Below are 23,929 nucleotides of genomic sequence, written 5' to 3' on the forward strand. Positions count from 1 at the left end.
CGGGCCGTTCCAGGGCGGCGTCGTCTTGGGCGACCGGTTCGGCCTGGGCAGGGGCAACGGCTTGGGGGGCGTCCGGCTTGGGCGGTCGAGGTCGTGAGTGGGCGGGCCGTTCCAGGGCGATCGCGTCTTCTCGGGCGGCCGGTTCGCCTTCGGCGGCTGATCCGCCTCGGGCGGGCTGCGGCCCTGAGCGGCTGCTCCGTCTCGGGTGGACGGCCCGTCTCGCCCCGCCGGCCCGTCCCGTCGGCCCACCTCGTCCCGTCGGTCCGTCTCGGGCAGCCGGTCCGTCTCGGGCAGCCGGTTTGCCTCGGACGGCCTGGCCGTCTTGGGTGGCCGGGCCTGCCCGGGTCGGCGTACCCGTCCAGGCCGGTGAGCCGGGCCAACCGGCGTACCCGACGGTCCGGCGTACCCGTCCCACCGGCGTACCCGTCCGCCCCGCCGGCGAGCCCGGTCCACCGGCGTACCTGTCCGCCCCGCCGGCGAGCCCGGTCCACCGGCTGGCTCGTCCGGGCCGGCGGACCTGTTCGGTCCGGCGTGCCCGGCGTGCCCGGCCGGGTCGGCGTACCCGTCCGGTCCGGCGAGATCGGCCCACCGGCGGGCCCGGCCCGGCCGGGTCGGCGCGCGCGGTCGGGCCGGTGTCGGCGTCGGGCCTTTCCGGTCGGCCGTGGGGTGTTCGCGGGGTGGCCCGCGGGTGGCCCGCAGGTCTGCGCAAGGTTCTTTCACCGTTCGGCACTTCCGAGGTCAGGCCCATGAGCAGATTCCTCGCCTTCTTCGACGGCGCTTCCCTCGACTTCCGCTACTACCTCGTCTACCTGCCGCTGGGCGTCCTCGGCCTGGTCCGCTGGACCTGCTGGCTGCTGCGGCGCGCGCCGGCGGTCTTCTACCGGCCGGTCCGCGGCGACTTCCGGCTGTCGCTCGGCGTCGTCTCGCCCGTCTACCAGGAGGACCCCGCGATCTTCGCCCGCGCCATCGAGTCGTGGCTGGCCAACGGCGTCGAGGAGGTGGTCCTGGTCATCGACGCCACCGACGACGCCTGCCGCCGGGTCGCGGCCCGCTATCCCGTCACTGTGGTCGTCACCGACGTACCCGGCAAACGCGACGCGCTGCGCCGGGGCTGGGAGACGTGCGGCACCGAACTCGTCGCGCTGGTCGACTCCGACACCGTATGGGCCGAGGACGTCGCCGCCGAGGTGTGCAAGCCCTTCACCGACCCGGCGGTCGGCGGCGTCGGCACCCGGCAGAACGTCTACAACCCGCGCGGCTTCCTCCAGCGTGTCACCGACATGTTCCTCGACTACCGGTACTTCGACGAGAACGCCGCCCAGACGGTCATGGGCCGCGCGGTCTCCTGCCTGTCCGGACGCACCGCCGTCTACCGCCGCGCCCTGCTCCTTGAGGTGTCCGACGACTTCATGGACGAGACGTTCATGGGGGTGCCCTGCATGTCGGGCGACGACAAACGGCTGACCACCCTGATCCTGGAGCGCGGTCACCACACCTACATGCAGCGTTCCGCCCGGGTCTGGTCGACGTTCCCGGACACCCCGCGGATCTTCCTCAAGCAGCGGCTGCGCTGGGCCCGCAACACCTGGCGCTCGGACCTGAGAGCCCTGTCCCGCCGCTGGGTGTGGCGGCACCCGTTCCTCGCCTGCACGATGATCGACAAGGGCGTCAGCAGCTTCACCCTCCTGCTGTCGCCGTTCTTCATGACGTACGCCGTCGTGCGCCAGGACTGGTTCTTCGTCGGCTGTCTCTTCGGCTGGTGGTGGGTCAGCCGGTCGATGAAGATACTGCCGCACCTGGTGCGCCGGCCGTCCTCGTTCTTCCTGGTGCCGGGGTTCGTCCTGACGTCGTTCGTGATGGCCGTGGTCAAGATCTGCGCCCTCGTCACCATCCGCAGGCAGCGCTGGCTCACCCGGCAGGTGTCGGTGGAGAACGGGGTCGTCGTCCGTACCGCGCGCGCCCCCGGAACGGCCGACACGGAGGCGGCCGCGTGAGGCCGCGGGGTGTGGGGCCGCGGGGTGTGGGGCCGCGGGGTGTGGGGCCGCGGGGTGTGAGGCCGAGGGGTGTGGGGGTGCGGGGCGTGGGGGCGCTCGCCGCCGTGATCGCGCTCGTCAGCACGCTGCTGACCACCGCCCTGCCCTCGGCCGATCCCGCCGCGTCCGCCGATCCCGCCGCGTCCGCCGATCCCGCCGCGTCCGCCGAACCTGCCGCGTCCGCCGATCACGTCGCCCGGACCACGCCGTCGGTCACCCGCGCCGCGCCACCGGCCGCCGCCGCGCCCACCGCCAGGCCCGTACCGGCCGTACGGCCCGCCGCCCGCGCCGCGCTTCCGGGTGCCGATTCGGACGTCGCCGCCTGGAAGCGCACCGGGCGGCCCGAGCGGCTGATCGTGCTGCGGCCGGGAGCGGTGGGGCTGGTGGCGCGCGGGGTGGTCGTGGGACGGCTGTACCCGGGGCCCGGGGCGGTGACGTTCGGCTGGCTGGCCGCGCACGCCGGTGCGGGCTGGGTCGAGTACCGGCCGGGCCGGCCGGCGACGATGTGGGTGCGCGCCGCGGTGCTGCTCGCGCCGGGCTCCGCCCTGGAGGTCGGCCCCGGCACCGGCACCGTCCTGCTCACCGCGGGGCGCACCGCGGCGGCCGGTACCTGGATCAGGGGCTCGCGGGCCCTGCTGGACATCACCGGCGTCACCGTCGCCACGGCGGGACCGGACGGCACCCGTCCGGCGCCCGGGAACACGGCCGCCGGACGGCCGTACCTGGAGATGGGCGCGGGCGGCCGGATGGAGTTCGAGGACGCCGTCGTCACCGATCTCGGCCGCCCCGCCGCGGAGCCGGGCGGCCGGTCCGGGGTCACCTGGGGCAAGGGCAGCACCGGCCGGGCGGTCCGTACGACGTTCCGGGAGAACCGCGTCGGGCTGCGCCTGGCCGGTTCGCGCGGTGTCCTGCTCGACCGGGTCACCGTCCTGCGGTCCCCCACGGACGGCGTGGTCCTGGACGGCGACCGGAACACCACGGTCCGCGGGCTGTACTCCGAGGACAACGCCCGGCACGGCGTGGTCGTCGGCGGGCGCGACGGCCGCGACCTCGCCGGCGTCACCACCAGCGGCAACCACGGCAACGGCATCAAGGCCACCGCCCAGCGCGGCCTGCGCCTGACCGACCCGGCGTCGTACGGGGACCAGGGCGGCGGCATCCGGCTGGTGGGCTGCGTGGCGTGTTCCGTACGGCGGCCCGTCGTGCAGGGCGCGCCGGTCGCGCTCGACGTCCGGGGCACGGGCTCGCGGGTGTCGGTGTACGAGCCGGAGCTGGCCGGTGGCGGTGGCACCGGGATCGCACTGGCCGCCGACCTCGCCGGGGCGACCGTCACCGGCGGCTGGCTCCGCGGTTTCGACCGGGGCGTCGCCGTCACGGCGCCGCACGTGACCGTCGACGGCACCACCGTCGCGGACTCGGGCACCGGGATCCTCGTCGAAGGGCTCGCGCGCGATGTCGTCCTGCGCGACGTACGGGTCCGCGGCGGCCAGGTGGGCGTCAGCGCCCTCGCCACGACCGGCGGCGTACGCCTGGCCGGGGTGCGGATCAGCGGTACCTCCCGCAAGGGGCTGTCCTCGGCGTCACCGGGGCTGCGGGTCGCCGGCGGCGCGTTCTCCGGCGCCCTCACGGCCGTGGACCTCAGGGCGGGGGCGCGGCTGGAAGGGCTCGCGGTGAGCAGGACGCGCCGGGGCGTGCACCTGGCCGCCGGGGTCCACGCGACCGCCGTCCGCGTGGACGTCCTCGCCGAACGCAAGGGCGTCGAGGCCGACGCGGGCGCGCGCCTCGACCTGACCGGCTCCAGGGTGCGTGCGCCCGTCGCGCTGACCGGCGCCGGCCGGGTCGAACGGGACCGCGCCACCGAGGTGACCCTGCCGCCGTTCCCCTGGCTGGGCCTCGCGGGTCTCGGCGCGCTCGCCCTCGCCGTCGTCCTCCAGACCGTCCACCACATCCGCCACCGCAGGACCCGCGCGGGCCGCATCCCGTCCCACGTACGCAACACCGCATGACCCCGCAGACCGGGCCGAACAGGGAAACGGCACACCGGGCCGGACGGGCGATCCGTACGCCGGGCCGGACGGCGCCCTCGCGTGCCGGGCCGGACAGCGACCCGGCGTACCGGGCCGGACAGCCAGACCGCGCGCCGGTCCGGATGACCAGACCGAGCACTGGGCCGGACGGCCCGACCGTACGCCGGGCCGGACGGGCGATCCGTACGCCGGGCCGGACGGTGCCCCCGCGTGCCGGTCCGGATGACCAGACCGAGCACCGGGCCGAACACCAGCCCCGCGCACCGGGCCGGACGGCCACACCGCGTACCAGGCCGAACAGGGAAGGAGCGGCAGTGTGACAGCGATGCGGAGGCGGCGGTTTCTCGCGGTGGGGGCCGTCGCGGTCACGGCCGTGGCCGCCGGCTGCACGTCCGGTCCTGGCGGCCCGGACGACGCGACACCGACCGGCCGCGGAAGCGGGGACGGGCGGACACCGTCCCCGGGCGACGGCACCACCCGGCCCACGGAGCCCGGCGACGGGACGCCGTCCCAGGAGTCTCCGTTCACCGGCCGCGGAGCCGCCGTCGTCCGGTTCTTCGGCTCCCGGCTCGACGCCCGCCGGGCCGGCTCCTTCGGGCTGTCCCGCGCCGAGCTGCGCTCCGGGACCGGCCCGGAGCGGCGGCTCGGCCCGGTGCTGCGGGTGCGGTACCCGGCCCGCTCGGCGAGCCCCACGGTCGCCCGCACGTACGACCGGCCCGAGGGCGGCACCCAGCTCTACCTGCCGCTGGCCACCGGCCCCGTCGACCGCCTCCACCTGCGCTACTACGTCCGTTTCCCGGAGGGCTTCGACTTCGTCAAGGGCGGCAAGCTGCCCGGCCTGTACGGCGGTACGAACACCAGCGGCGGCCACGTACCCGACGGCAGCAACGGCCTGTCCACCCGCTACATGTGGCGCTCGGGCGGCCGCGGCGAGGTCTACGCGTACCTGCCCGCATCCGTCGTGCACGGCACCTCGCTCGGCCGCGGCTCCTGGTCCTGGCCGGTGGGCCGCTGGGCTTGCGTGGAACAGGGCGTACGGCTCAACCGTCCGGGCCGCGCCGACGGCTCGGTGACCGTCTACCTCGACGGCCGCCAGGTACTGCGCCGGGACCGCCTCACGTTCCGCACCACCAGGGAACTCCGTATCGAAGGGGTGTTCTTCTCGACGTTCTTCGGCGGCGGCGACCCGAGCTGGGCCACCCCGCGCGCGCAGTACGCCGATTTCGCCGCGTTCGCCGTGTCGGACCACGCCATCGGACCGCTGCCCGGGGACGCCGTACCCGAAGGGTGAACCCGCCCCGCACCGTCCCGCACCGTCCCGCACCGCTCCGCACCGTCCCGCACCGCACCACGCCCCCCGCCGTGACCGGGGACACCGGGCCGGACGCCGGGTTCCCGGGCGTGCGCACGGCGTGCGCGACGTACGCTGGAGACCCCCGGCCCGTTCGACGTGTCGGGCGCCTCGCGTTGCCCACTCCCGGGATGGATCCCCTTCATGAGCCTGCACGGTCTGCTCGACGCCGTCGTCAAGGACGCCGCACTCGCCGAAGCGGTGAAGGCCGCCACCGACGGCAACCGCACGCACGTCGACCTCGTCGGCCCGCCCGCCGCCCGCCCCTTCGCGGTGGCGGCCCTGGCCCGCGAGGCGGCGCGCCCGGTGCTGGCCGTGACGGCGACGGGCCGGGAGGCGGAGGACCTGGCCGCCGCCCTCCAGTCCCTGCTGCCGCCCGACTCGGTCGTGGAGTACCCCTCCTGGGAGACGCTTCCGCACGAGCGCCTCTCCCCGCGCAGCGACACCGTCGGCCGCCGCCTCGCCGTGCTGCGCCGCCTCGCCCACCCGAGCGCCGACGACCCCGAGACCGGCCCCGTCTCCGTCGTCGTCGCCCCCGTGCGTTCCGTGCTCCAGCCGCAGGTCAAGGGGCTCGGCGACCTGGAGCCCGTAGCCCTGCGCACCGGACAGAGCGCCGACCTCGGGGAGATCGTCGAAGCGCTCGCGGCAGCCGCGTACTCCCGGGTGGAGCTGGTCGAGAAGCGCGGCGAGTTCGCCGTCCGCGGCGGCATTCTGGACGTCTTCCCGCCCACTGAGGAGCACCCCCTGCGGGTGGAGTTCTGGGGCGACGACGTCGAGGAGATCCGCTACTTCAAGGTCGTCGACCAGCGCTCCCTGGAGGTCGCCGAGCACGGTCTGTGGGCGCCGCCCTGCCGTGAGCTGCTGCTCACCGACGAGGTGCGCGAGCGGGCCGCGGCCCTGGCCGAGGCCCACCCCGAGCTGGGCGAACTGCTCGGCAAGATCTCCGAGGGCATCGCGGTGGAGGGCATGGAGTCCCTGGCGCCGGTGCTCGTGGACGACATGGAACTGCTGCTCGACGTCATGCCGGCCGGTTCGATGGCCCTCGTCTGCGACCCCGAGCGGGTACGGACCCGGGCCGCGGACCTGGTGGCGACCTCGCAGGAGTTCCTCCAGGCGTCGTGGGCGGCGACCGCGGGCGGCGGCGAGGCCCCCATCGACGTCGGCGCGGCCTCCCTGTGGTCCATCGCGGACGTCCGCGACCGGGCCCGTGAGCTGGGCATGATGTGGTGGTCGGTGTCGCCGTTCGCGGCGGACGAGGCCGACGCCGTCGTCGGTGACGCCGACACGCTGAAGCTCGGCATGCACGCCCCGGAGACCTACCGCGGCGACACCGCACGCGCGCTCGCCGACACCAAGGGCTGGCTCGCCGACGGCTGGCGCGCCGTCTACATCACCGAGGGCCACGGCCTCGCCGCCCGCACCGTGGAGGTCCTGGGCAACGAGGGCATCGCCGCCCGCCTCGACCCGGACCTGGCAGCCATCGACCCGGCCGTCGTGCACGTCTCCTGCGGCTGCCTCGACGCCGGCTTCGTGGACCCCGCGCTCAAGCTGGCCGTGCTCACCGAGACCGACCTGTCCGGGCAGCGCTCGGCCACCCGGGACGGCGCGCGGATGCCGGCCCGGCGCCGCAAGACCATCGACCCGCTCACCCTCGAATCGGGCGACTACATCGTCCACGAGCAGCACGGCGTCGGCCGCTACATCGAGATGGCCCAGCGCACCGTCCAGGGCGCCACCCGCGAGTACCTGGTCGTGGAGTACGCCCCCGCCAAGCGCGGCCAGCCCGGCGACCGCCTCTACATCCCCACCGACCAGCTCGAGCAGATCACCAAGTACGTCGGCGGCGAGGCGCCCACCCTGCACCGGCTCGGCGGCGCCGACTGGACCAAGACCAAGGCGCGCGCCAAGAAGGCGATCAAGGAGATCGCCGCCGACCTGATCAAGCTGTACTCGGCCCGGATGGCCGCCCCCGGGTACGCGTTCGGCCCGGACACCCCCTGGCAGCGCGAGCTGGAGGACGCCTTCCCGTACGCGGAGACGCCCGACCAGCTCACCACCATCGCCGAGGTCAAGGAGGACATGGAGAAGACGGTCCCGATGGACCGGCTGATCTGCGGCGACGTCGGTTACGGCAAGACGGAGATCGCGGTCCGCGCCGCCTTCAAGGCGGTCCAGGACGGCAAGCAGGTCGCCGTCCTCGTGCCCACGACCCTGCTCGTGCAGCAGCACTTCGGCACGTTCTCCGAGCGGTACTCACAGTTCCCCGTGAATGTGCGGGCGCTGTCGCGGTTCCAGACGGACAGTGAGGCGAAGGCGGTCCTGGAGGGGCTGAAGGACGGCGCCGTGGACATCGTCATCGGCACTCACCGGCTGTTCTCCTCCGAGACCAAGTTCAAGGACCTCGGCCTGGTCATCGTCGATGAGGAGCAGCGCTTCGGCGTCGAGCACAAGGAGCAGCTCAAGAAGCTCCGGGCCAACGTCGACGTGCTGACCATGTCCGCGACCCCGATCCCCAGAACCCTGGAGATGGCGGTCACCGGCATCCGCGAGATGTCCACGATCACCACCCCGCCGGAGGAGCGCCACCCGGTGCTGACCTTCGTCGGCCCGTACGAGCAGAAGCAGATCGGCGCGGCCATCCGCCGCGAACTGCTCCGCGAGGGCCAGGTCTTCTACATCCACAACCGGGTCGAGTCCATCGACCGGGCGGCGGCGCGGCTGCGCGAGATCGTCCCCGAGGCACGTATCGCCACCGCCCACGGGCAGATGTCCGAACAGGCCCTGGAACAGGTCGTCGTCGACTTCTGGGAGAAGCGGTTCGACGTCCTCGTCTCGACCACGATCGTCGAGTCCGGCATCGACATCTCCAACGCCAACACCCTGATCGTCGAGCGCGGCGACAACTCCGGCCTCTCCCAGCTCCACCAGCTCCGCGGCCGGGTGGGCCGCGGCCGCGAGCGCGGCTACGCGTACTTCCTGTACCCGCCGGAGAAGCCCCTGACGGAGACCGCGCACGAACGCCTCGCCACCATCGCCCAGCACACCGAGATGGGCGCGGGCATGTACGTCGCCATGAAGGACCTGGAGATCCGCGGCGCGGGCAACCTGCTCGGCGGCGAGCAGTCCGGGCACATCGCGGGTGTCGGCTTCGACCTGTACGTGCGCATGGTGGGCGAGGCGGTCGCCGACTACCGGGCCTCCCTGGAGGGCGGCGTGGAGGAGGAGCCGCCGCTGGAGGTCAAGATCGAGCTGCCGGTCGACGCGCACGTCCCGCACGACTACGCGCCCGGCGAGCGGCTCCGTCTCCAGGCGTACCGCGCCATCGCCTCCGCCAACACGGAGGAGGACATCAAGGCGGTCCGCGAGGAACTCACCGACCGCTACGGCAAGCTGCCCGAACCGGTGGAGAACCTGCTGCTCGTGGCGGGCCTCAGGATGCTCGCCCGCTCCTGCGGCGTCGGCGAGATCGTCCTCCAGGGCACCAACATCCGCTTCGCCCCGGTGGAGTTGCGCGAGTCCCAGGAGCTGCGCCTGAAGCGCGTGTACCCGGGCACGGTCATCAAGCCGACCTCCCACCAACTCCTCGTCCCGCGCCCGAAGACGGCAAAGGTCGGCGGCAAGCCGCTGGTCGGCCGCGAACTGCTGGGCTGGACGGGGGAGTTCCTGACCACGGTGCTCGGGTAGCCCGGGCGACCGCCTCGGGCACGCAGGGTGGTGTCCCATGGCGGAGCCGTCCGGGAGCGGTGCTCCCGGACGGCTTCGGATCATGCGCTCTGGGGTCGTCGAGCGCGCCTCGGGCTACTGCTTCTCGTGCCTGTCGCGCCGTACGCCCAGCCGGTCCTCGGCCTGTTGCTGAGCCTGGTCGACCTGCTTCGAGTACTTGTTGCCCGTCTTCTCGTTGATGGCCCGCTCAGCGGCGTCGGACGCGCCCGAGCCCTTGCTCTGCCCCAAGTTCTTGAGCTTGTCGAAGATGCCCATGCAGAGCTCCTTCCGGAAGTGAACTCACTACCCGACGATACGCCCCGAGTGCTCCGAATGCGCGTTGGAGGACGGTATGGCCGAGCCTTTCCGCCCGCTACGGTGGGGACGGAGAGGGCCGCCTGAGCAGGGCGGCTCCGGAGGTCAAGGACAAGGGGAGGGGCTCGTGGTGCGTCTGAGGGGTGGGGTGGCGGGAGTCGCCTTGATGGTGCTCGCCGTCGGCGGGTGCAAGGAGACCACGACCGGCTCCGCGGGGCCCGAGGAGACGCAGGCCGGCGGCGGTGCCGCGCTCGCCGCCGTGGACACGCTCACCGTGAAGGGCCGGGCGCCCAAGACCGGTTACGACCGGGACCGGTTCGGCACCGCCTGGGCGGACACCGACTCCAACTCCTGCGACACCAGGGACGACATCCTCAAACGGGACCTGGAGGAGGTGAAGTTCAGCGACGGCAAGTGCAAGGTGTCCTCGGGGATGCTCGACCCCGACCCGTACAGCGGTGAGAAGGTGGCCTTCACCCGCGGCCGCAGCCAGGTGGACATAGACCACCTCGTCGCCCTCTCCGACGCCTGGCAGAAGGGCGCCCAGAAGTGGGACGCGAGCAAGCGCATCGCCCTGGCCAACGACCCGCTGAACCTGCTCGCCGTCGACGCGGGCCCCAACCGCAGCAAGGGCGACGGCGACACGGCGACCTGGCTGCCGCCGAACAAGTCCTACCGCTGCACCTACGTCGCCGGCCAGGTCGCCGTGAAGAAGAAGTACGAGCTCTGGGTCACCGACGCCGAGAAGGACGCCATGAAGCGGGTGCTCGAGGGCTGTCCGGGCCAGAAGCTGCCCTCGGGCGGCAACCCGACTCAGGCGCCGGAACGTTTCCACGCCGACTGACCGGAGCGCATGACAACCGACCGGCCGGAGCGCTTGCGCACCGACCGGCCGGAGCGCCTGCGCACCGACTGACCGGAGCGCCTGCACGCCGGCCGGCCGGAGCGTTCTGACGCGGCCGGCCGGGGCGGGGTGTCCGTCGGGCGGGGGTCAGCCGGTCATCTCGTCGAGGTCGAGGACCTTGCCGGTGGGGGCCTTCGCGGGGACCGGCTTCTCGTAGTCGCTGAAGGTGAGGGTGATCGGGTCGGTCGCGGAGTCGCCGACGATCTTCAGCAGGTAGGGCTTGCCCTCGGTGGCGACGGTGAGGGTGTAGCGGTCCTTGCCGTCCTTCTCGTGGAGGACGAGCGCGGGGGCGCCGTCGACCATCGTGGTCTTGCCCCGGGTGGCGTTCGAGTGCACGTCCTCGGCGCCGCCGAGTACCGAGTCCAGGTCGCAGAAGCCCGTGATGTCCTTGGCGTCCTGGCCGCTCGCGGACATCTTGGTCCACTTGCCGGCGAGCAGCGCCACCGTGTTGTCGGTCTCCGCCTTGGAATCGCCCTCGGAGGCCTGCTCCCGCAGGAACTTCTCGTCGTACTTCATGTAGAGGGTGCCGCCGGTCTTGATCAGGTCGGCCTTGCCCTGGCCGCCCATGCTCATGGTCCCGGCGCACTCGCCCTTCTTGTTCAGGGCCATGTCGAGGGTGATGGTGCCGCCGCTCTCGTCGTCGGCGACGTCACCCTTCATCCGGAGCGATCCGGCGTCGGAGGTGGTCCGCACGGCCCGGTCGGCGATCTCGCCTCCGGTCTGCCCGGCGAACGGGCCCTTCGGCTTGCTGTCCGCCTTGTCTCCGCCGGAGGAGCAGCCGGTCAGTCCCGCGGTGGCCGCGGCGGCGAGGCAGAGGGCGACGAGTGCGGTGCGACGCATGGGAATTCCTTGGTGTCGAACGGGGTGTGGGTCGAACGGGGGTGCCGTACGGGACCGGGCCGGGGACGCGCGGGTCAGGCCGTCTTCTTCCAGTCCTTGCAGCCCGTGGTCTTGAAGTAGGCGTCGTCCGCGCTGATCGTGACGATGCCGGAGCCGGTCACGTTGTCGTTCGCGCGGATCGAGTTGAGCGAGTGCTGGGCGTCCTTGGCGCGCTCCCAGTAGCACATGCCGTCCGTGTTGCCCGTGGACTTGTAGGTGCCGGGGGCCAGGTCGACGCCGACCCGGTACATACCGCCGTCGCCCTTGGCGGAGGTGGCGGGCGAGCCCGTCCCCTTCGCCTTCTCGTCGACGGCTTCCCAGTCCTCGCAGTCGGTGGACTTGAACAGCTTGTCGCCGGCCACGACGGTCACGTAGCTGGTGCCGGTGACGTTGTCGTTGGCGATCAGGGAGTCCATCTCGCCGGACGCGTCCTTGGCGCGCTCCCAGTAGCACATGCCGTCGGTGTTGCCGGTGGTCCGGTAGGTGCCGGGCTTGACGTCCTTGCCGACCTCGAAGGTGCCGTCGCCGCTGAAGGCGACCTCGCGCTTCTCCGACTTGTCGCCACCGGAGCCGGACTTCGCGTCGTCCGAGCCCGCCTTGCGGTCGGCGGACGCGGAAGAGCTCTTGCCGTCGCTCTTGTCGCCGTCGCCCGAGTTCGCCGAGACGGCGGCGATGACGACGAAGCCGACAGCGGCGCCCAACACGATCTTCTTCTTCATACCCATGACAGAGGTCCCCCCTGGGAACGGGACCGCCTCCTGTCCGGCGGTCCGCTCGTTACGTGGGTCAATAACAGCATGACGTGTGAACCGAGTCAACACGAACTTGAGGGTCGAGTGTGTACACGTGCGTGAAGGGAGGGATCCGGTATCCGGCTGTATGCTCGCCGTCACACAGCTAGAGGGGAGCCGGGCGGGTGCAGGAGAACGCGACAGAGGTGACCGCCGCCGGTATCGCGCGGCTCGCCGGGGTGGGCCGCGCGGCCGTCAGCAACTGGCGCCGCCGCCACGCCGACTTCCCCAGGCCCGTCGGCGGCACCGAGACCAGCCCGTCCTTCGCACTGGCCGACGTCGAGGAATGGCTGCGCAAGCAGGGCAAACTCGCCGAGGTACCGCTGCGCGAACGCGTCTGGCAGCACCTCGCGGGACACCCCGGGGGCCCGGTCACGGCCCTGGTGCACGCCGGCTGCGCGCTGCTGCTCATCAACGACCGCCCCACGGTCTGGCTGGAGCTGGCCGCGGGCTCCGACGAACGCCTCGCCGAGCTGTTGCCGACCGCGCTCGACCAGGTGCTCACACCGCGCTTCGGCGTGGTCGGCGGGCGCGCTGTGAACACTCCGACCGCCGCCGAGCTGCTCCCGTCGGCCCCGCTGCTGCGCGGCGCCGCCGAACTCGCCGCAGGACTCGGCGCCCGCCAGACCTACGAGTTCCTGCTCGGCCGGCACCTCGACGCCAACCCGCGCCAGTACACGCTGACCCCCGCGGGACTCGCGTCACTGATGGCCGAACTCGCCGGCTCCGCCCGTACGGTGCTCGACCCCGCCTGTGGCACCGGCGCCCTTCTGAGGGCCGCCGCCTCGGGCCCCGACCAGCAGCTCTACGGGCAGGACAGCGTGCCCGACCTCGCCGCGCTGACCGGGCTCCGCCTCGCCCTGCACACCCGCGCCACCGTCCGCAGCGCAGCCGAGGACACTTTGCGCGCGGACGCGTACGACAGAGTGCGAGCCGACGTCGTGCTCTGCCACCCCCCGTTCAACGAACGCAACTGGGGCCACGACGAGCTCGCCTACGACGCCCGCTGGGAGTACGGCTTCCCGGCCCGCACCGAGTCCGAACTCGCCTGGGTGCAGCACGCGCTGGCCCGCCTCCGGGACGGCGGCACCGCCGTCCTGCTGATGCCGCCCGCCGCCGCCTCCCGCCGCTCGGGCCGCCGCATCCGCGCCGACCTGCTGCGCCGCGGCGCCCTGCGCGCGGTGATCGCCCTCCCGGCCGGCGCGGCACCCCCGTACAACATCCCGCTGCACCTGTGGGTGCTGCGGCGGCCCGAGAAGGCGCCCGCGCAGCCCGAACTGCTGCTGGCCGACACCGGAGCGCCCGGCGAGAGCGGCGGCGCGGCCGAGCGCGGCCGGGAGCCCGCCGGTGGCCGCGGCGGGCTCGACTGGACCGCCGTCAGGACGGCCGTGCTGGACGCCTGGCGACCCTTCGACCGCACCGGCACGGCGCCCGAACAGCCGGGCGTCAGCCGCTCGGTCCCGGTCATCGAACTCCTCGACGACGACGTGGACCTGGCCCCCGCCCGCCATCTGCCGCCGCCCGCCGAGGCCGGGGGAGCCGAGCAGCTGACGACCGTGCGCGAACGCCTGGGGGAGACCCTGCGGCTGACCGCCGAACTCGCCCCGCGGGCGGCCGGCGAGCCGTCCCCGGCGCGCTGGCCGCTCACCACCGTCGGCGAACTCGCGCGCGCGGGAGCCCTGGTGCTGCGCACGGGCGGGAACAGCGCCCCCGCGCGCGTGCCCGTCCTCACCGACCACGACGTGTTCGCCGGAACCGCCCCCTCCGGCGCCCTCCCGGAGGGCGACGAGGAACCGGTACTGGTGCGGGCGGGCGACGTGGTGGTGCCCGTGCTCGGCGGCGGCTCCGTCGCGCGCGTGGTCGACGACGCCACCGCCGGGGCCGCCCTCGGCCGCAACCTCACCCTGCTGCGCCCCGACACCGGCGCGCTCGACGCGTGGTTCCTGGCCGGCTTCCTGCGCGGCACCGCCAACAGCCGGCAGGCCAGCAGCTACGCCTCCACCGCCACCCGGCTCGACGTGCGCCGCCTCCAGCTCCCCCGGCTCCCGCTGGACCAGCAGCGCCGCTACGGCGCACGCTTCCGCGCGCTCGCCGAGTTCGAGGAGGCCCTCAGGCGCGCGGGCCGGCTCGGCGAACAACTCGTGCGCGGCATGTACGACGGCCTGACGGACGGCACGGTCGCACCGGAGTGAGGGGCTGCCCCCGGGGGGCTCAACGAGCGGCGTACCAGGGGCCGCCGGGGCAGCGCGGGCGGGCGGGACGACAACGGTTCGGTACAACGCGGGCCCGTTGTCCGCGTCGGCCTATACGCTCTTGGCGACAGTCCGTTGTCAGCCCGCCGTCCGTCCCATCAGGCCTTCAGGAGCAGTCATGCACGGCCCCGGCCCCGGCTACCCGCCGCCTCCGCCGAAGCGACCCTCGACCGGGGTCCTGGTCGTACTGCGCGTGCTCTTCGGGGCGCTGCCCCTCCTGAGCATCGGGTTCCTGGCGTGGGTCTCCCCGCTGCGGGTGGCCCTGGTGACGCACCGGCGCACCGACTGGTGGCTCTTCGTGCTCTCCCTGGTGGTCCTCGGCATCAGCTTCGGCTTCCTCAGCACCGACGACACCGACGACTTCAGCACCACCAACGGCAACATCGGCATGGGCATCCTGCTGCTGAACGCCGCGCTGTGCACGGCCTGGTTCCTGTTCGCGGACATCCGCCACTACAGCCGCCCCGGCTACCCGGGCCACCCCGGCCGCACCGGCTACATACCGGCCCGGCCGCCGGCCGTCTCGCCCTACGCGTACACGCAGCCGTCCACGCCGGCCGCGCCGTACCCGGCCGTGCACCCGCAGCCGCCCGCCCACCCGCAGATGCCGCAGAACACCGCACCCCACACGCCCGTGCCGCACACGCCCGCACCCCACACCCCCGTCCCGCAGCAGCCGCAGCGCCCCGCGCCCGCCCGGATCGACCAGGTGCGCGCCGAACTCGACGAGCTGAGCGACTACTTGCGCAACCACGACGGCGGCCACGGGGACACCAGGTGACCGTCGCCACGGGCCGCGTGGTCGCCGACCGGTACGAACTGTCCACGCTCATCGGCCAGGGCGGCATGGGCCAGGTCTGGACCGCCTACGACCAGCGCCTGGACCGGCGCGTCGCCGTCAAGCTGCTGCGCCCCGACAAGGTCGCGGGCCAGGAGGCCGACGAACTGCGCCGCCGCTTCGTCCGCGAGTGCCGCGTCACCGCCCAGGTCGACCACCCGGGCCTGGTCACCGTCCACGACGCGGGCAGCGAGGGCGAGGAACTCTTCCTCGTCATGCAGTACGTCGACGGCGCCGACCTCTCCGACCACCTCGCCGAGCACGAGCCGTACCCCTGGCAGTGGACCGTCGCGGTCGCCGCCCAGCTCTGCGCCGTGCTCTCCGCCGTGCACGCGGTGCCGATCGTCCACCGCGACCTCAAGCCGCGCAACGTGATGGTCAAGCAGGACGGCACGGTCACCGTCCTCGACCTCGGCGTGGCCTCCGTGATGGACACCGACACCACCCGGCTCACGCACACCGGTTCGCCCATCGGCAGCCCCGCCTACATGGCGCCCGAGCAGGCGATGGGCGGCGCGGTCGGCCCGTACACGGATCTGTACGCGCTCGGGGTGCTGATGCACGAACTCATCGGCGGGGACGTCCCGTTCTCCGGTTCGACGGCCCTCGGCGTGCTGCACCGCCACCTCTACGAGCCGCCGCTGCCGCTGCGCCGGCTGCGCCCCGAGGTCCCCGAGGACCTCGAACGCCTGGTGCTGCGGCTGCTCGCCAAGGACCCCCAGCACCGCCCGGCCTCCGCCCAGGAGACGTACGAGCAGTTGCTGCCGCTGCTGCCCGCGCGCGGCATGCCCTCCGGTGCGCCGCTCGACCCCACCCGCCCCTTCCTGCGCCCGCACGCGCCCTGGCCGGACCGCGCCCGCATCCCCGCGCCCCAGCCGTCCGTGGCCCCGGTGCAGCCCGCCGTGGAGAAGCCGGACGTCGCGGGCGCGGTGGACGAGGTCAAGCGGCTGCTCGGCGAGGGCCGCATCACCCAGGCCGTCGACATCCTCGGCGCGATCCTGCCGGCCGCCGCGGCCGAGCACGGCGAGCACTCGCCCGTCGTCCGCACCCTGCGCAAGCAGTACGCGGCCACCCTCATGGACGACGGGCAGTACCGGCGCGCGCTGCCGGAGCTGCGCCGCCTCGCCGACGAACGCTCCACCGAGGCGGGCCAGGCCGACCCCCAGGCGCTGCGCTACCGCTACGACGTCGCCCAGTGCCTGGAGCAACTCGGCGAACCGGGTGCCGCACTCGCGGAGTACCGCGCCCTGCTGCCGTACTACGAGAACCAGTACGTCGCCGGCGATCCGGAACTCGCCCTCGACGTCCGCCGCCGCATCGGCCTGCTGCTGCTCGCGCTCGGCGACCGCCCCGCCGCCCACGACACCCTCGCCCGGCTGCTGCACGACGTGCAGCGCCTGCGCGGCCCCGGCCACCCGCTGGCCGCGGAGGTCCGCCGCACCCTGGAGTGGCTGGGACAGGTACGGGGCTGAGGGCCGGGCACGGGCAGCCAGGGTGCCCGAAGTCCTCGCGAATCGTTGGTCGAATGGGTGGCCGAGAGCTGGGCCACTGCCTACCATCGATCACCGCAAGACTTTGTGCACCGCCGCACAAGCTCTCTCCGGGAGGCACCCTTGCACCGCCGTCGTCGCACCGCGCTCGTCGTCTCCGCCGCACTGCTGTCCGCGGCACCTCTCCTCACCGCCTGCGGGAACGACGCCCACCCCGGCGCCGCGGCCGTCGTCGGCGGCCAGCGGATCACGGTCGGCCAGCTCGAGAGCCGGGTGAACGAGGTACGCGCCGCGCAGCGGGCCGCCACCACGGACGACGCCCAGTACGAGCAGGCCGTCGCCCAGACCGGCTCCCTCACCCGCGACACCCTGCACAGCCTGGTCCTGGACCGGGTCCTCGACCGCGCCGCCGAGGACGCCGGGGTGAGCGTCACCCGCAAGGACACCCAGCAGATGCGGGCGGGCCTGGAGCAGCAGGCCGGCGGCGCCAAGGCCCTGGAGACGGCCTGGCTCCAGCAGTACGGCGTCGCCCCCAAGCGGCTCGACGACAGCCTGCGCACCGAGATCCAGGCGCAGAAACTCGCCTCCGCGCTGGGCGCCGACATGAACACCGACGCCGGCAAGGCCACGTTCTGGAAGGCCATGTCCGACGCCTCGAAGCAGCTGCACATCGACCTCAACCCGCGTTACGGCACCTGGGACGTGACGAAGAGCAGCCGCGTCGACGCCAAGACGCCGTGGCTGCGCGAGGTCACGGCGGCCACCCAGCAGACGACCTGACCGGTGGCCGTCCGGCGGACGACCTGACCGGTGACCGCCCGGCTTGTCCACAGGTGCGGATGACCCTGTGGACAACCCCCGGCCTGTCGGCGTCGTGGGTTACGTTCGGGGTGTGAACGCAACTGATCCCGGCCGCATCGTCCTGCTCACCACCAGCCACCGCGTCGCCCCCGGGCTGCTCTCCTGGCCCGCCTGGCAGGCCCTGCACGCCGCGGACCGCGTCCTGTGCGCCGACGGCGCCCATCCGCAGCTCCCCTATCTGCGCGAGGCCGGCCTCACCGTCGACGAGGCCGCCCCGACCGCCGAGGAGGCGGTCGACGCCGCCGCGGGCGGCCGCACCCTGGTCGTCGTCGCCACCGGCGAGGGCGAGCCGCGGCTGACCGACGGCCTGGCCCGCCTCGCCGGCTCGGGCCGGATACGGATGCCGGACCTGGAGCTGCTCCCCGCCTCCTACGATCTGCCGGGCGCCCGGCTGCTCGACCTCGTGCAGGTGATGGACCGCATCCGCGCCGAGTGCCCCTGGTCATCCCAGCAGACCCACAAGGGCCTCGCCAAGTACGGCCTGGAGGAGATGTACGAGCTGGTCGAGGCGATCGAGGAGGGCGACCGGGACGAGCTGCGCGAGGAGCTCGGGGACGTGCTGCTCCAGGTGGTCTTCCACGCCCGGATCGCCGAGGAGGGCCGCCCGGAGGACGGCGGCGACAGCTCCGGGGCCTTCTCCATCGACGACGTGGCGGGCGGCATCGTCGCCAAGCTCGTCCGCCGTCACCCGCACGTCTTCGGCGACGAGACGGCCGAGACCCCGGAGGAGGTCAAGGCGCACTGGCTGCGCACCAAGGCCGAGGAGAAACAACGGACTTCGGTGACGGAGGGCGTTCCGGTGGGGCAGCCGGGGCTCGCGCTCGCGGCGAAGCTGTCGTCGCGGGTGCGTACGGCGGGGCTCGACGTGCCGCTGCCGCGGGGCGAGGGCGTCGGGTACCGGCTGCTGGCGGTCGCCGCCGAGGCCGAGGCGGAGGGCGTGGACCCCGAGGCGGCCCTGAGAGCGGCGGCCCGCGCCTACCGGGACGCGATCAGAGCGACGGAGGAATCCGCCCGCAGGGGGGAGTGAGCAAGGGAGCGGAGTGAGCGGAGTGAGCGGAACGAACGGCTGCGTCCGGGCTCCCGGTCACGCGTACCCCGCGTACCCGGCCACGCGCACCCCGCGCCCCGGTCACGCGTACCCCGCGCCCGGGTCACGCGCACCCCTCACTCCCGGCTACGCGTAGGGCTCGCGGCTGGCGGGGTTGTGCCAGGTCGGGCGGGGGCGGCCGAGCAGCCACTCGGCGGGGTCCGACGGCCGGGCGCGGACGGGTCCGGCGGGCGGCAGCAGGTCGTGGAAGATCCGGTCGGCGGACGCGCCGAGCGCGGGCAGGGCGGCCCTGATCTCCTCGACGAGCGGGGGCGGCCCGGCGAGATAGACGTCGTGCCGGTCCCAGTGGGCGCGGTTGCCGAGCGCGGTGAGCAGCCGGTCGGTGGCCTGCTCACGGGGCCGGCCGGGAGCGGGGGTGATGAAGGTGACGGCGAGCCGGGGCAGCCGCGTGCGTAGGTCCTCGACGGCGGCCCGGTCGTAGAGGTGCGCGAGGTCGCGGGCGACGACGAAGAGACGGTGGCCGTAGGGCGACTCGGCCCGGGACGCGTCGCCGGTGCGGACGAGTTGCTCCAGGAGCGCCTTGACGGGGGCCCAGCCGGAACCGGCGGCGATGAAGGTGACGGGCCGTTCGGCGGGGGTGCGCAGGGTGAACCGGCCGCCGGGCGCGCCGAGCCGCAGCCGCTCGCCCTCCCGGACCCGTCCGACCAGGGTGCTGGAGAGCACCCCCCGTTCGACCCGGCTGACATGGAGGTCGACGGTGCGGTCGGCGCGGGGCGCGTTGCCCAGCGAGTACGGCCGCCAGATGCCCGGCAGCCGGGGCGTACTGACGCTGACGTACTGGCCCGGGAGGTAGATGAGCGGGCGGGCGGGCCGCAGGGTGAGCACGGCGAGGTCGGATCCGCACCCGCGGCGGGCCACGACCTGGGCGTCCCACCAGGGCGGTTCCCCCTCGGCCGCCGCCTCGCGCGCGCCCTGGAGCATCGCGTCCGCGATCGTCGCGTACGCCTCCGACCAGGCCTTCTCGACCTCCGGTTGCCAGGCGGGCCCCAGGACGACGGCGAACGCGGCGAGCAGGCTCGTCCCCACGGCCGCGTAGTGCTCGGGCTGGACCGGGTACTTCCGGTGGTCCCGGCCGAGGGCCCACAGATAGGCGGTGAGCGTCGGGTCCTCCAGCCGCTCGACCACGTGGGTGAGCGCCGCGAACAGCCGGTCGCGCTGGCGTCGCGTCTCCTCGGGGAAGTCCACCGGGAAGAGCCGGCGGAGGTCCGGGTGGTGACGGAAGAGATGTGCGTAGAAGTACTTGACCGCGAACTCGGCTCGCCTCTCGACGACCGCGAAACTGGTACGGAGTATTTCGGGGTCCACGGGCGCCATGTAGGGACCTCCGGGACCGCCGAGTCAAGGGGCGGACGGTGTGAGGACGGCCTGGGGTGAAAAGAACCCGCCTTCCTCCACGGTCCGCCACCCGCCCCGGCCCGCCCGGTAGGCCGCCCCGGTCCCTTCCGGGTAGCCGTTCCGGTCCCGTTCAGACAGCCGTGCCGGGTGTGAACTCCACGGGCAGGCTGCGCAGTCCACGCATGATCAGGCCGCCGCGCCAGCGCAGGTCGGCGGGGTCGGCGGCGAGCCGCAGGTCGGGCAGGCGGCGCAGCAGCGTCTCCAGGGCGGTACGGCCCTCCAGCCGGGCGAGCGGGGCGCCGAGGCAGTAGTGGATGCCGTGTCCGTAGCCGAGGTGCTGGTTGTCCCGGCGGGACAGGTCGAGCGTGTCCGGGGCGGCGAACCGGGCGGGGTCGCGGTCGGCGGCCGCGAGTACCACGAGGACGGGCTCGCCGGCGGCGACGCGCTGCCCGCCGATGTCGAGCGGCTCCGTGGCGAACCGCCAGGTGGCCAGCTCCACGGGGCCGTCGTAGCGGAGCAGTTCCTCGATGCCGGTGTCGAGCAGTGCCCGCTCGCCGCGCTCGATCGAGTCTTGCAGCAGGGCCCGCTGGTCCGGGTTGCGCAGCAGCGCGTACGTGCCGTTGCCGATGAGGTTGATGGTGGTCTCGAAGCCGGCGAAGAGCAGCACGAAGCACATGGCCGCGGCCTCGTTCTCGGTCAGGTGCTCACCGTGGTCGGAGGCGCGGATGAGCCCGGAGATGAGGTCCTCGCCCGGGCCGGGACGCTCGGGCAGGGCCGCGCGCTTGCGGTGGATCAGCTCGGCGAGGTAGCCGCGCATCTTCTTCACCGAGCGGGCGACACCGCCCCGGGGCCCGCCGCCGTGGCGGATCATCATGCCCGCCCACTCCTTGAAGTCGTCCTGGTCCTCGCGGGGGACGCCGAGCAGGTCGCAGATGGCGTAGATGGGCAGCGGGAAGGCGAAGTCGTGGATGAGGTCCGCGCTGCCGGTGTTCGCGAACGCGTCGATGAGCCGGTCGGTGAGCTCCTGCACCCGCGGTTCGAACTCCGCGACGCGGCGCGGGGTGAACGCCTTGGAGACGAGTCTGCGCAGCCGGGTGTGGTCCGGCGGGTCGATGTTGAGCAGATGCGTCATGAGGTTGGCGCTGCGTTCGCCGGGGATGCCCGTCCTGCTCTTGCCGTGCGCGTCCTCGGAGTGGTGCACCGGGTTCTTGGAGAGCCGCGCGTCGGCGAGCGCCTGCCGGGCGTCCGCGTAACGGGTCACCAGCCAGGCCTCGACACCGCTGGGCAGCGTGGTGCGGTGCACGGGGGAGTGCTCGCGCAGCCACGCGTAGGCGGGGTAGGGGTCGGTGGCGAACTCCCAGCTGAAGAGTTCCGGTTCGATCCGTTCGACCTGTTCGTGCCGTTCATCGCGTTCGGTCGGTTCGGTCTGTTCGGTCTGTTCGGTGCGTGGGGCGTTCACCCGGAGACGGTAGCGCCCGCGGGGACACGCAGATGAAGCAGGCCAAAATGTGACACGCCGTCAAGACTGTGATCTTCACGTGATCTGCGCTGCATCGACTTGTGACAAGCGTTCGAGTCCCGCTACGTTCACGCATCAGCGCGGTGGATCTTCCTTCCGGGGTTTTTCCTTCCGGCGTACTCCGCCGTGCCCGTCACTGCTGACCGAAAGGCAACCGCATGCTCTCCGGGAACGGTCGTCACCGTCGCCCTCGTCAGGCACCGGCTCTCATCGTCGCGGCAGGGGTGACCGGATCGGCCATCGCGATACCGCTGCTCGGCGCCACCAGTGCGAGCGCCGCGGACGGCACCACGTGGGACCGGGTCGCGGAGTGCGAGAGCGGCGGCTCGTGGAGCGCCGACGACGGCAACGGGTACTACGGCGGGCTCCAGATGACCCAGGCGAACTGGGAGAAGTACGGCGGCCTCGCGTACGCGCCGAGCGCCGACGAGGCCAGCCGCTCGCAGCAGATCGCCGTCGCCGAGAAGGTGCTCGACGGCGTGGGGCTCGCCGCCTGGCCCACCTGCGGACCGCTCTCCGGTCTCAGCAAGGACTCCGACTCGGTCGAGGTCGACACGGGCGTGGCGGAGGACTCCTCCTCCTCTTCCTCCTCCTCTTCCTCCTCCTCTTCCTCCTCCTCGTCTTCCTCCGGGACGTCCGGCTCCGTGTCGGACGACTCCTCCTCGAACACCGCGAAGTCCGACGACTCCGACGACGCGGACGACGACGCGAAGAGCTCCGGCGAGAAGTCCGACGACTCCGGCGACGACTCCGACACGTCCGCCGACGCGGATTCCGGCAAGAAGTCGGACAACAAGGCCAGCGAGAATTCGGCCACGACAAAGCGTGACGACTCGGACAAGGTCGGTCAGAGCGACGGTGCTTCGGCCGGCTCGGGCGTGTCCGGATCGCAGAGCGCCGGCTCCGGACGGCACCGCGGCTCCAGCGCCGACGACGAGACCTCCGGCGACGCGACGGCCGGGCGCGAGGACGAGTCCGCCGGGCGGCACGCCTCGCGCGGCACCGAGGCCTCCCGCGACATCGCCGACGGCGTCTACACCGTCCGTTCCGGCGACAGTCTGTGCGGCATCGTCGAGTCCCTCGGCCTCGAGAGCACGTGGTCCGAGCTGTATGCCGCCAACCAGGAGACGGTGGGCGCCGACCCGGACCTCATCCTCCCCGGTCAGAGCCTTGTGGTGGAGAAGGGCTGACGACAGCCAAAGGAGCGTCAGCCGGGCGAATCGGGTACAAAACAGCGGCAGTTCGCGTCACGTTTCGCTCGGTAATGTCCGGTTTGGCGAGAGTGAGAGATGGATCTCAAAGGCCCTGATCGTCTTTGAAATTCCGTCGGCCCCGTGTCTACGGTCATCACCGCTCGCCACAGCGGGCCCCGGCGGTCGCAACGCCGAATCCTGCCAGCGGCCGTACGGGAACAGTCGTCGCGTCAAGCGCCGTAGGCAGGAGCGGGGGACCCAAGGTAAGTGCCGGGCCCGGGAGTTGAAGAACTCCCGGAACCGGCTTGGGGTGAAGTCGCGCGCCACGAGGCGCGCGACCGGGCACTCTTCCCCAAGCTCTTAAGGAGCAGGGGATACCCCACTGGCCCGAACCCGACAGCTCACCTCGCAGGCGTCGGTGAGGGGATCTCTCCATGCTGTTTTCCAGCAAGGGCAAGCACCGTCGCCCGTCCAAGGCCGTCCGTGTCGCCACGCTCGCGGGTGTCGCCGGTGCCGCCGTCGCCGTTCCGCTGATGGGTGCGACCGGCGCCTCCGCCGCCACCGCCTCCGAGTGGGACACCGTCGCCCAGTGCGAGTCGGGCGGCAACTGGTCCATCAACACCGGCAACGGCTACTACGGCGGCTTGCAGTTCTCGGCCTCCACCTGGGCCGCGTACGGCGGCACCGCCTACGCCTCCAGCGCCGACCAGGCCTCCAAGGCCCAGCAGATAGCCGTCGCCGAGAAGGTCCTGGCGGCGCAGGGCAAGGGCGCCTGGCCGTCCTGCGGCGTCGGCCTGTCGGGCGCCTCCGCCGGCTCGTCGAGCACCGGCAGCGGCTCGCAGGGCACCTCGCAGCAGCAGTCGCAGCCCTCCCAGCAGCAGAACTCGCAGTCGCAGGAGCAGCGTGCCTCCCGCTCCCAGGAGCGTCCGGCGGCGAAGAAGACCGTCGAGACCCCGACCGGCAAGAAGGTGAAGAAGGGCGACGGCGAGTACAAGGTCGTCAAGGGTGACACCCTCAGCTCGATCGCCGAGGACGAGAACGTCAAGGGCGGCTGGCAGAAGCTGTTCGAGCTGAACAAGGACATCGTCGACGACGCCGACTTCATCTACCCGGGCCAGCAGCTCCACCTGAGCTGACCCACCCGGGGGTGCGGTACCCGGCCGGCGGCGGTCTGGGCCAGGTCCCAGCTCAACCACAGCTCCCCCACAGGGGCGACCGCCACAGTGGAGGCCTCGTGAGGGCCTCCCCCGTCCCCCACGGGCTTCCGTGAGGGCCACCCCCACCCCCACGGGCCCCCGCTCCGGCGCGTTCTCCCCCGTACGCGCCGGAGC

Annotated in this window: 17 protein-coding genes and 1 riboswitch; of the genes, 12 read left to right on the forward strand and 5 right to left on the reverse strand. The window is 73.1% G+C overall.

Features of this window, described 5'->3' with window-relative positions; genetic code table 11:
- Window positions 1-746: 746 nt before the first annotated feature.
- The 4 genes from ACFV6E_RS24455 to mfd all read left to right on the forward strand — a co-directional run bounded on the left by ACFV6E_RS24455 (window position 747) and on the right by mfd (window position 9,095).
- A complete protein-coding gene (locus ACFV6E_RS24455) occupies window positions 747-1,994 on the forward strand; it encodes a glycosyltransferase (RefSeq protein WP_385169241.1) in 1,248 nt (415 codons plus the stop codon).
- 86 nt (window positions 1,995-2,080) lie between these two features.
- The gene (locus ACFV6E_RS24460) at window positions 2,081-4,039 is read left to right on the forward strand and encodes a right-handed parallel beta-helix repeat-containing protein (protein WP_385464556.1); all 1,959 of its coding nucleotides are present in this window, start codon (window positions 2,081-2,083) and stop codon (window positions 4,037-4,039) included.
- A 346-nt stretch (window positions 4,040-4,385) separates the two neighbouring features.
- Window positions 4,386-5,351: a polysaccharide lyase gene (locus tag ACFV6E_RS24465; RefSeq protein WP_385169264.1), complete on the forward strand. Its 966-nt coding sequence runs from the start codon at window positions 4,386-4,388 to the stop codon at window positions 5,349-5,351.
- A gap of 204 nt (window positions 5,352-5,555) precedes the next feature.
- Window positions 5,556-9,095 (forward strand): transcription-repair coupling factor, encoded by a 3,540-nt coding sequence (mfd, locus tag ACFV6E_RS24470; protein WP_385464559.1) that lies wholly within the window; start codon window positions 5,556-5,558, stop codon window positions 9,093-9,095.
- A 114-nt stretch (window positions 9,096-9,209) separates the two neighbouring features.
- Here the strand turns inward: mfd and ACFV6E_RS24475 are convergent, their stop codons facing one another.
- The gene (locus tag ACFV6E_RS24475; protein WP_385464562.1) at window positions 9,210-9,389 is read right to left on the reverse strand and encodes an antitoxin; all 180 of its coding nucleotides are present in this window, start codon (window positions 9,387-9,389) and stop codon (window positions 9,210-9,212) included.
- Window positions 9,390-9,555: 166 nt separating this feature from the next.
- On the opposite strand from ACFV6E_RS24475, the gene ACFV6E_RS24480 reads away from it, so the two are divergent.
- Window positions 9,556-10,272, forward strand: a complete 717-nt coding sequence (locus ACFV6E_RS24480; protein WP_385169231.1) for an HNH endonuclease family protein — start codon at window positions 9,556-9,558, stop codon at window positions 10,270-10,272.
- Between the two features lie 147 nt (window positions 10,273-10,419).
- Here the strand turns inward: ACFV6E_RS24480 and ACFV6E_RS24485 are convergent, their stop codons facing one another.
- Entirely contained in the window at window positions 10,420-11,172 is a 753-nt protein-coding gene (locus ACFV6E_RS24485) for a hypothetical protein (RefSeq protein WP_385464565.1), read from the reverse strand.
- Between the two features lie 74 nt (window positions 11,173-11,246).
- Window positions 11,247-11,936 carry a hypothetical protein gene (locus ACFV6E_RS24490; RefSeq protein ID WP_385464568.1) on the reverse strand — a complete coding sequence of 230 codons (690 nt, stop codon included), beginning with the start codon at window positions 11,934-11,936 and terminating at the stop codon, window positions 11,247-11,249.
- A gap of 191 nt (window positions 11,937-12,127) precedes the next feature.
- Between ACFV6E_RS24490 and ACFV6E_RS24495 the strand changes: the two genes are divergently transcribed.
- The 5 genes from ACFV6E_RS24495 to ACFV6E_RS24515 all read left to right on the forward strand — a co-directional run bounded on the left by ACFV6E_RS24495 (window position 12,128) and on the right by ACFV6E_RS24515 (window position 18,470).
- The gene (locus ACFV6E_RS24495) at window positions 12,128-14,194 is read left to right on the forward strand and encodes an N-6 DNA methylase (protein ID WP_385464570.1); all 2,067 of its coding nucleotides are present in this window, start codon (window positions 12,128-12,130) and stop codon (window positions 14,192-14,194) included.
- Between the two features lie 178 nt (window positions 14,195-14,372).
- Complete coding sequence (locus ACFV6E_RS24500; protein ID WP_385464573.1) at window positions 14,373-15,035, forward strand: hypothetical protein; 663 nt, start codon at window positions 14,373-14,375, stop codon at window positions 15,033-15,035.
- A gap of 38 nt (window positions 15,036-15,073) precedes the next feature.
- Window positions 15,074-16,564 carry a protein kinase gene (locus ACFV6E_RS24505; protein WP_385464587.1) on the forward strand — a complete coding sequence of 497 codons (1,491 nt, stop codon included), beginning with the start codon at window positions 15,074-15,076 and terminating at the stop codon, window positions 16,562-16,564.
- A 141-nt stretch (window positions 16,565-16,705) separates the two neighbouring features.
- Window positions 16,706-17,362 (forward strand): SurA N-terminal domain-containing protein, encoded by a 657-nt coding sequence (locus tag ACFV6E_RS24510; RefSeq protein ID WP_385169219.1) that lies wholly within the window; start codon window positions 16,706-16,708, stop codon window positions 17,360-17,362.
- Window positions 17,363-17,474: 112 nt separating this feature from the next.
- Complete coding sequence (locus ACFV6E_RS24515) at window positions 17,475-18,470, forward strand: nucleoside triphosphate pyrophosphohydrolase (RefSeq protein WP_385464576.1); 996 nt, start codon at window positions 17,475-17,477, stop codon at window positions 18,468-18,470.
- Between the two features lie 147 nt (window positions 18,471-18,617).
- On the opposite strand, the gene ACFV6E_RS24520 is transcribed toward ACFV6E_RS24515, so the two are convergent.
- Complete coding sequence (locus ACFV6E_RS24520) at window positions 18,618-19,865, reverse strand: globin domain-containing protein (RefSeq protein ID WP_385464578.1); 1,248 nt, start codon at window positions 19,863-19,865, stop codon at window positions 18,618-18,620.
- 151 nt (window positions 19,866-20,016) lie between these two features.
- Window positions 20,017-21,267, reverse strand: a complete 1,251-nt coding sequence (locus ACFV6E_RS24525; protein ID WP_385169258.1) for a cytochrome P450 — start codon at window positions 21,265-21,267, stop codon at window positions 20,017-20,019.
- A 296-nt stretch (window positions 21,268-21,563) separates the two neighbouring features.
- On the opposite strand from ACFV6E_RS24525, the gene ACFV6E_RS24530 reads away from it, so the two are divergent.
- Window positions 21,564-22,595, forward strand: coding sequence for a transglycosylase family protein (locus ACFV6E_RS24530; RefSeq protein WP_385464581.1), 1,032 nt, complete (start codon window positions 21,564-21,566; stop codon window positions 22,593-22,595).
- Between the two features lie 228 nt (window positions 22,596-22,823).
- Window positions 22,824-23,028, forward strand: a riboswitch (cyclic di-AMP (ydaO/yuaA leader).
- A 4-nt stretch (window positions 23,029-23,032) separates the two neighbouring features.
- Window positions 23,033-23,734 carry a transglycosylase family protein gene (locus ACFV6E_RS24535; protein WP_385169208.1) on the forward strand — a complete coding sequence of 234 codons (702 nt, stop codon included), beginning with the start codon at window positions 23,033-23,035 and terminating at the stop codon, window positions 23,732-23,734.
- Window positions 23,735-23,929 lie beyond the last annotated feature (195 nt).

Origin of the sequence: Streptomyces sp. NPDC059785 (assembly GCF_042732375.1) — a bacterium.
Classification (GTDB): domain Bacteria; phylum Actinomycetota; class Actinomycetes; order Streptomycetales; family Streptomycetaceae; genus Streptomyces.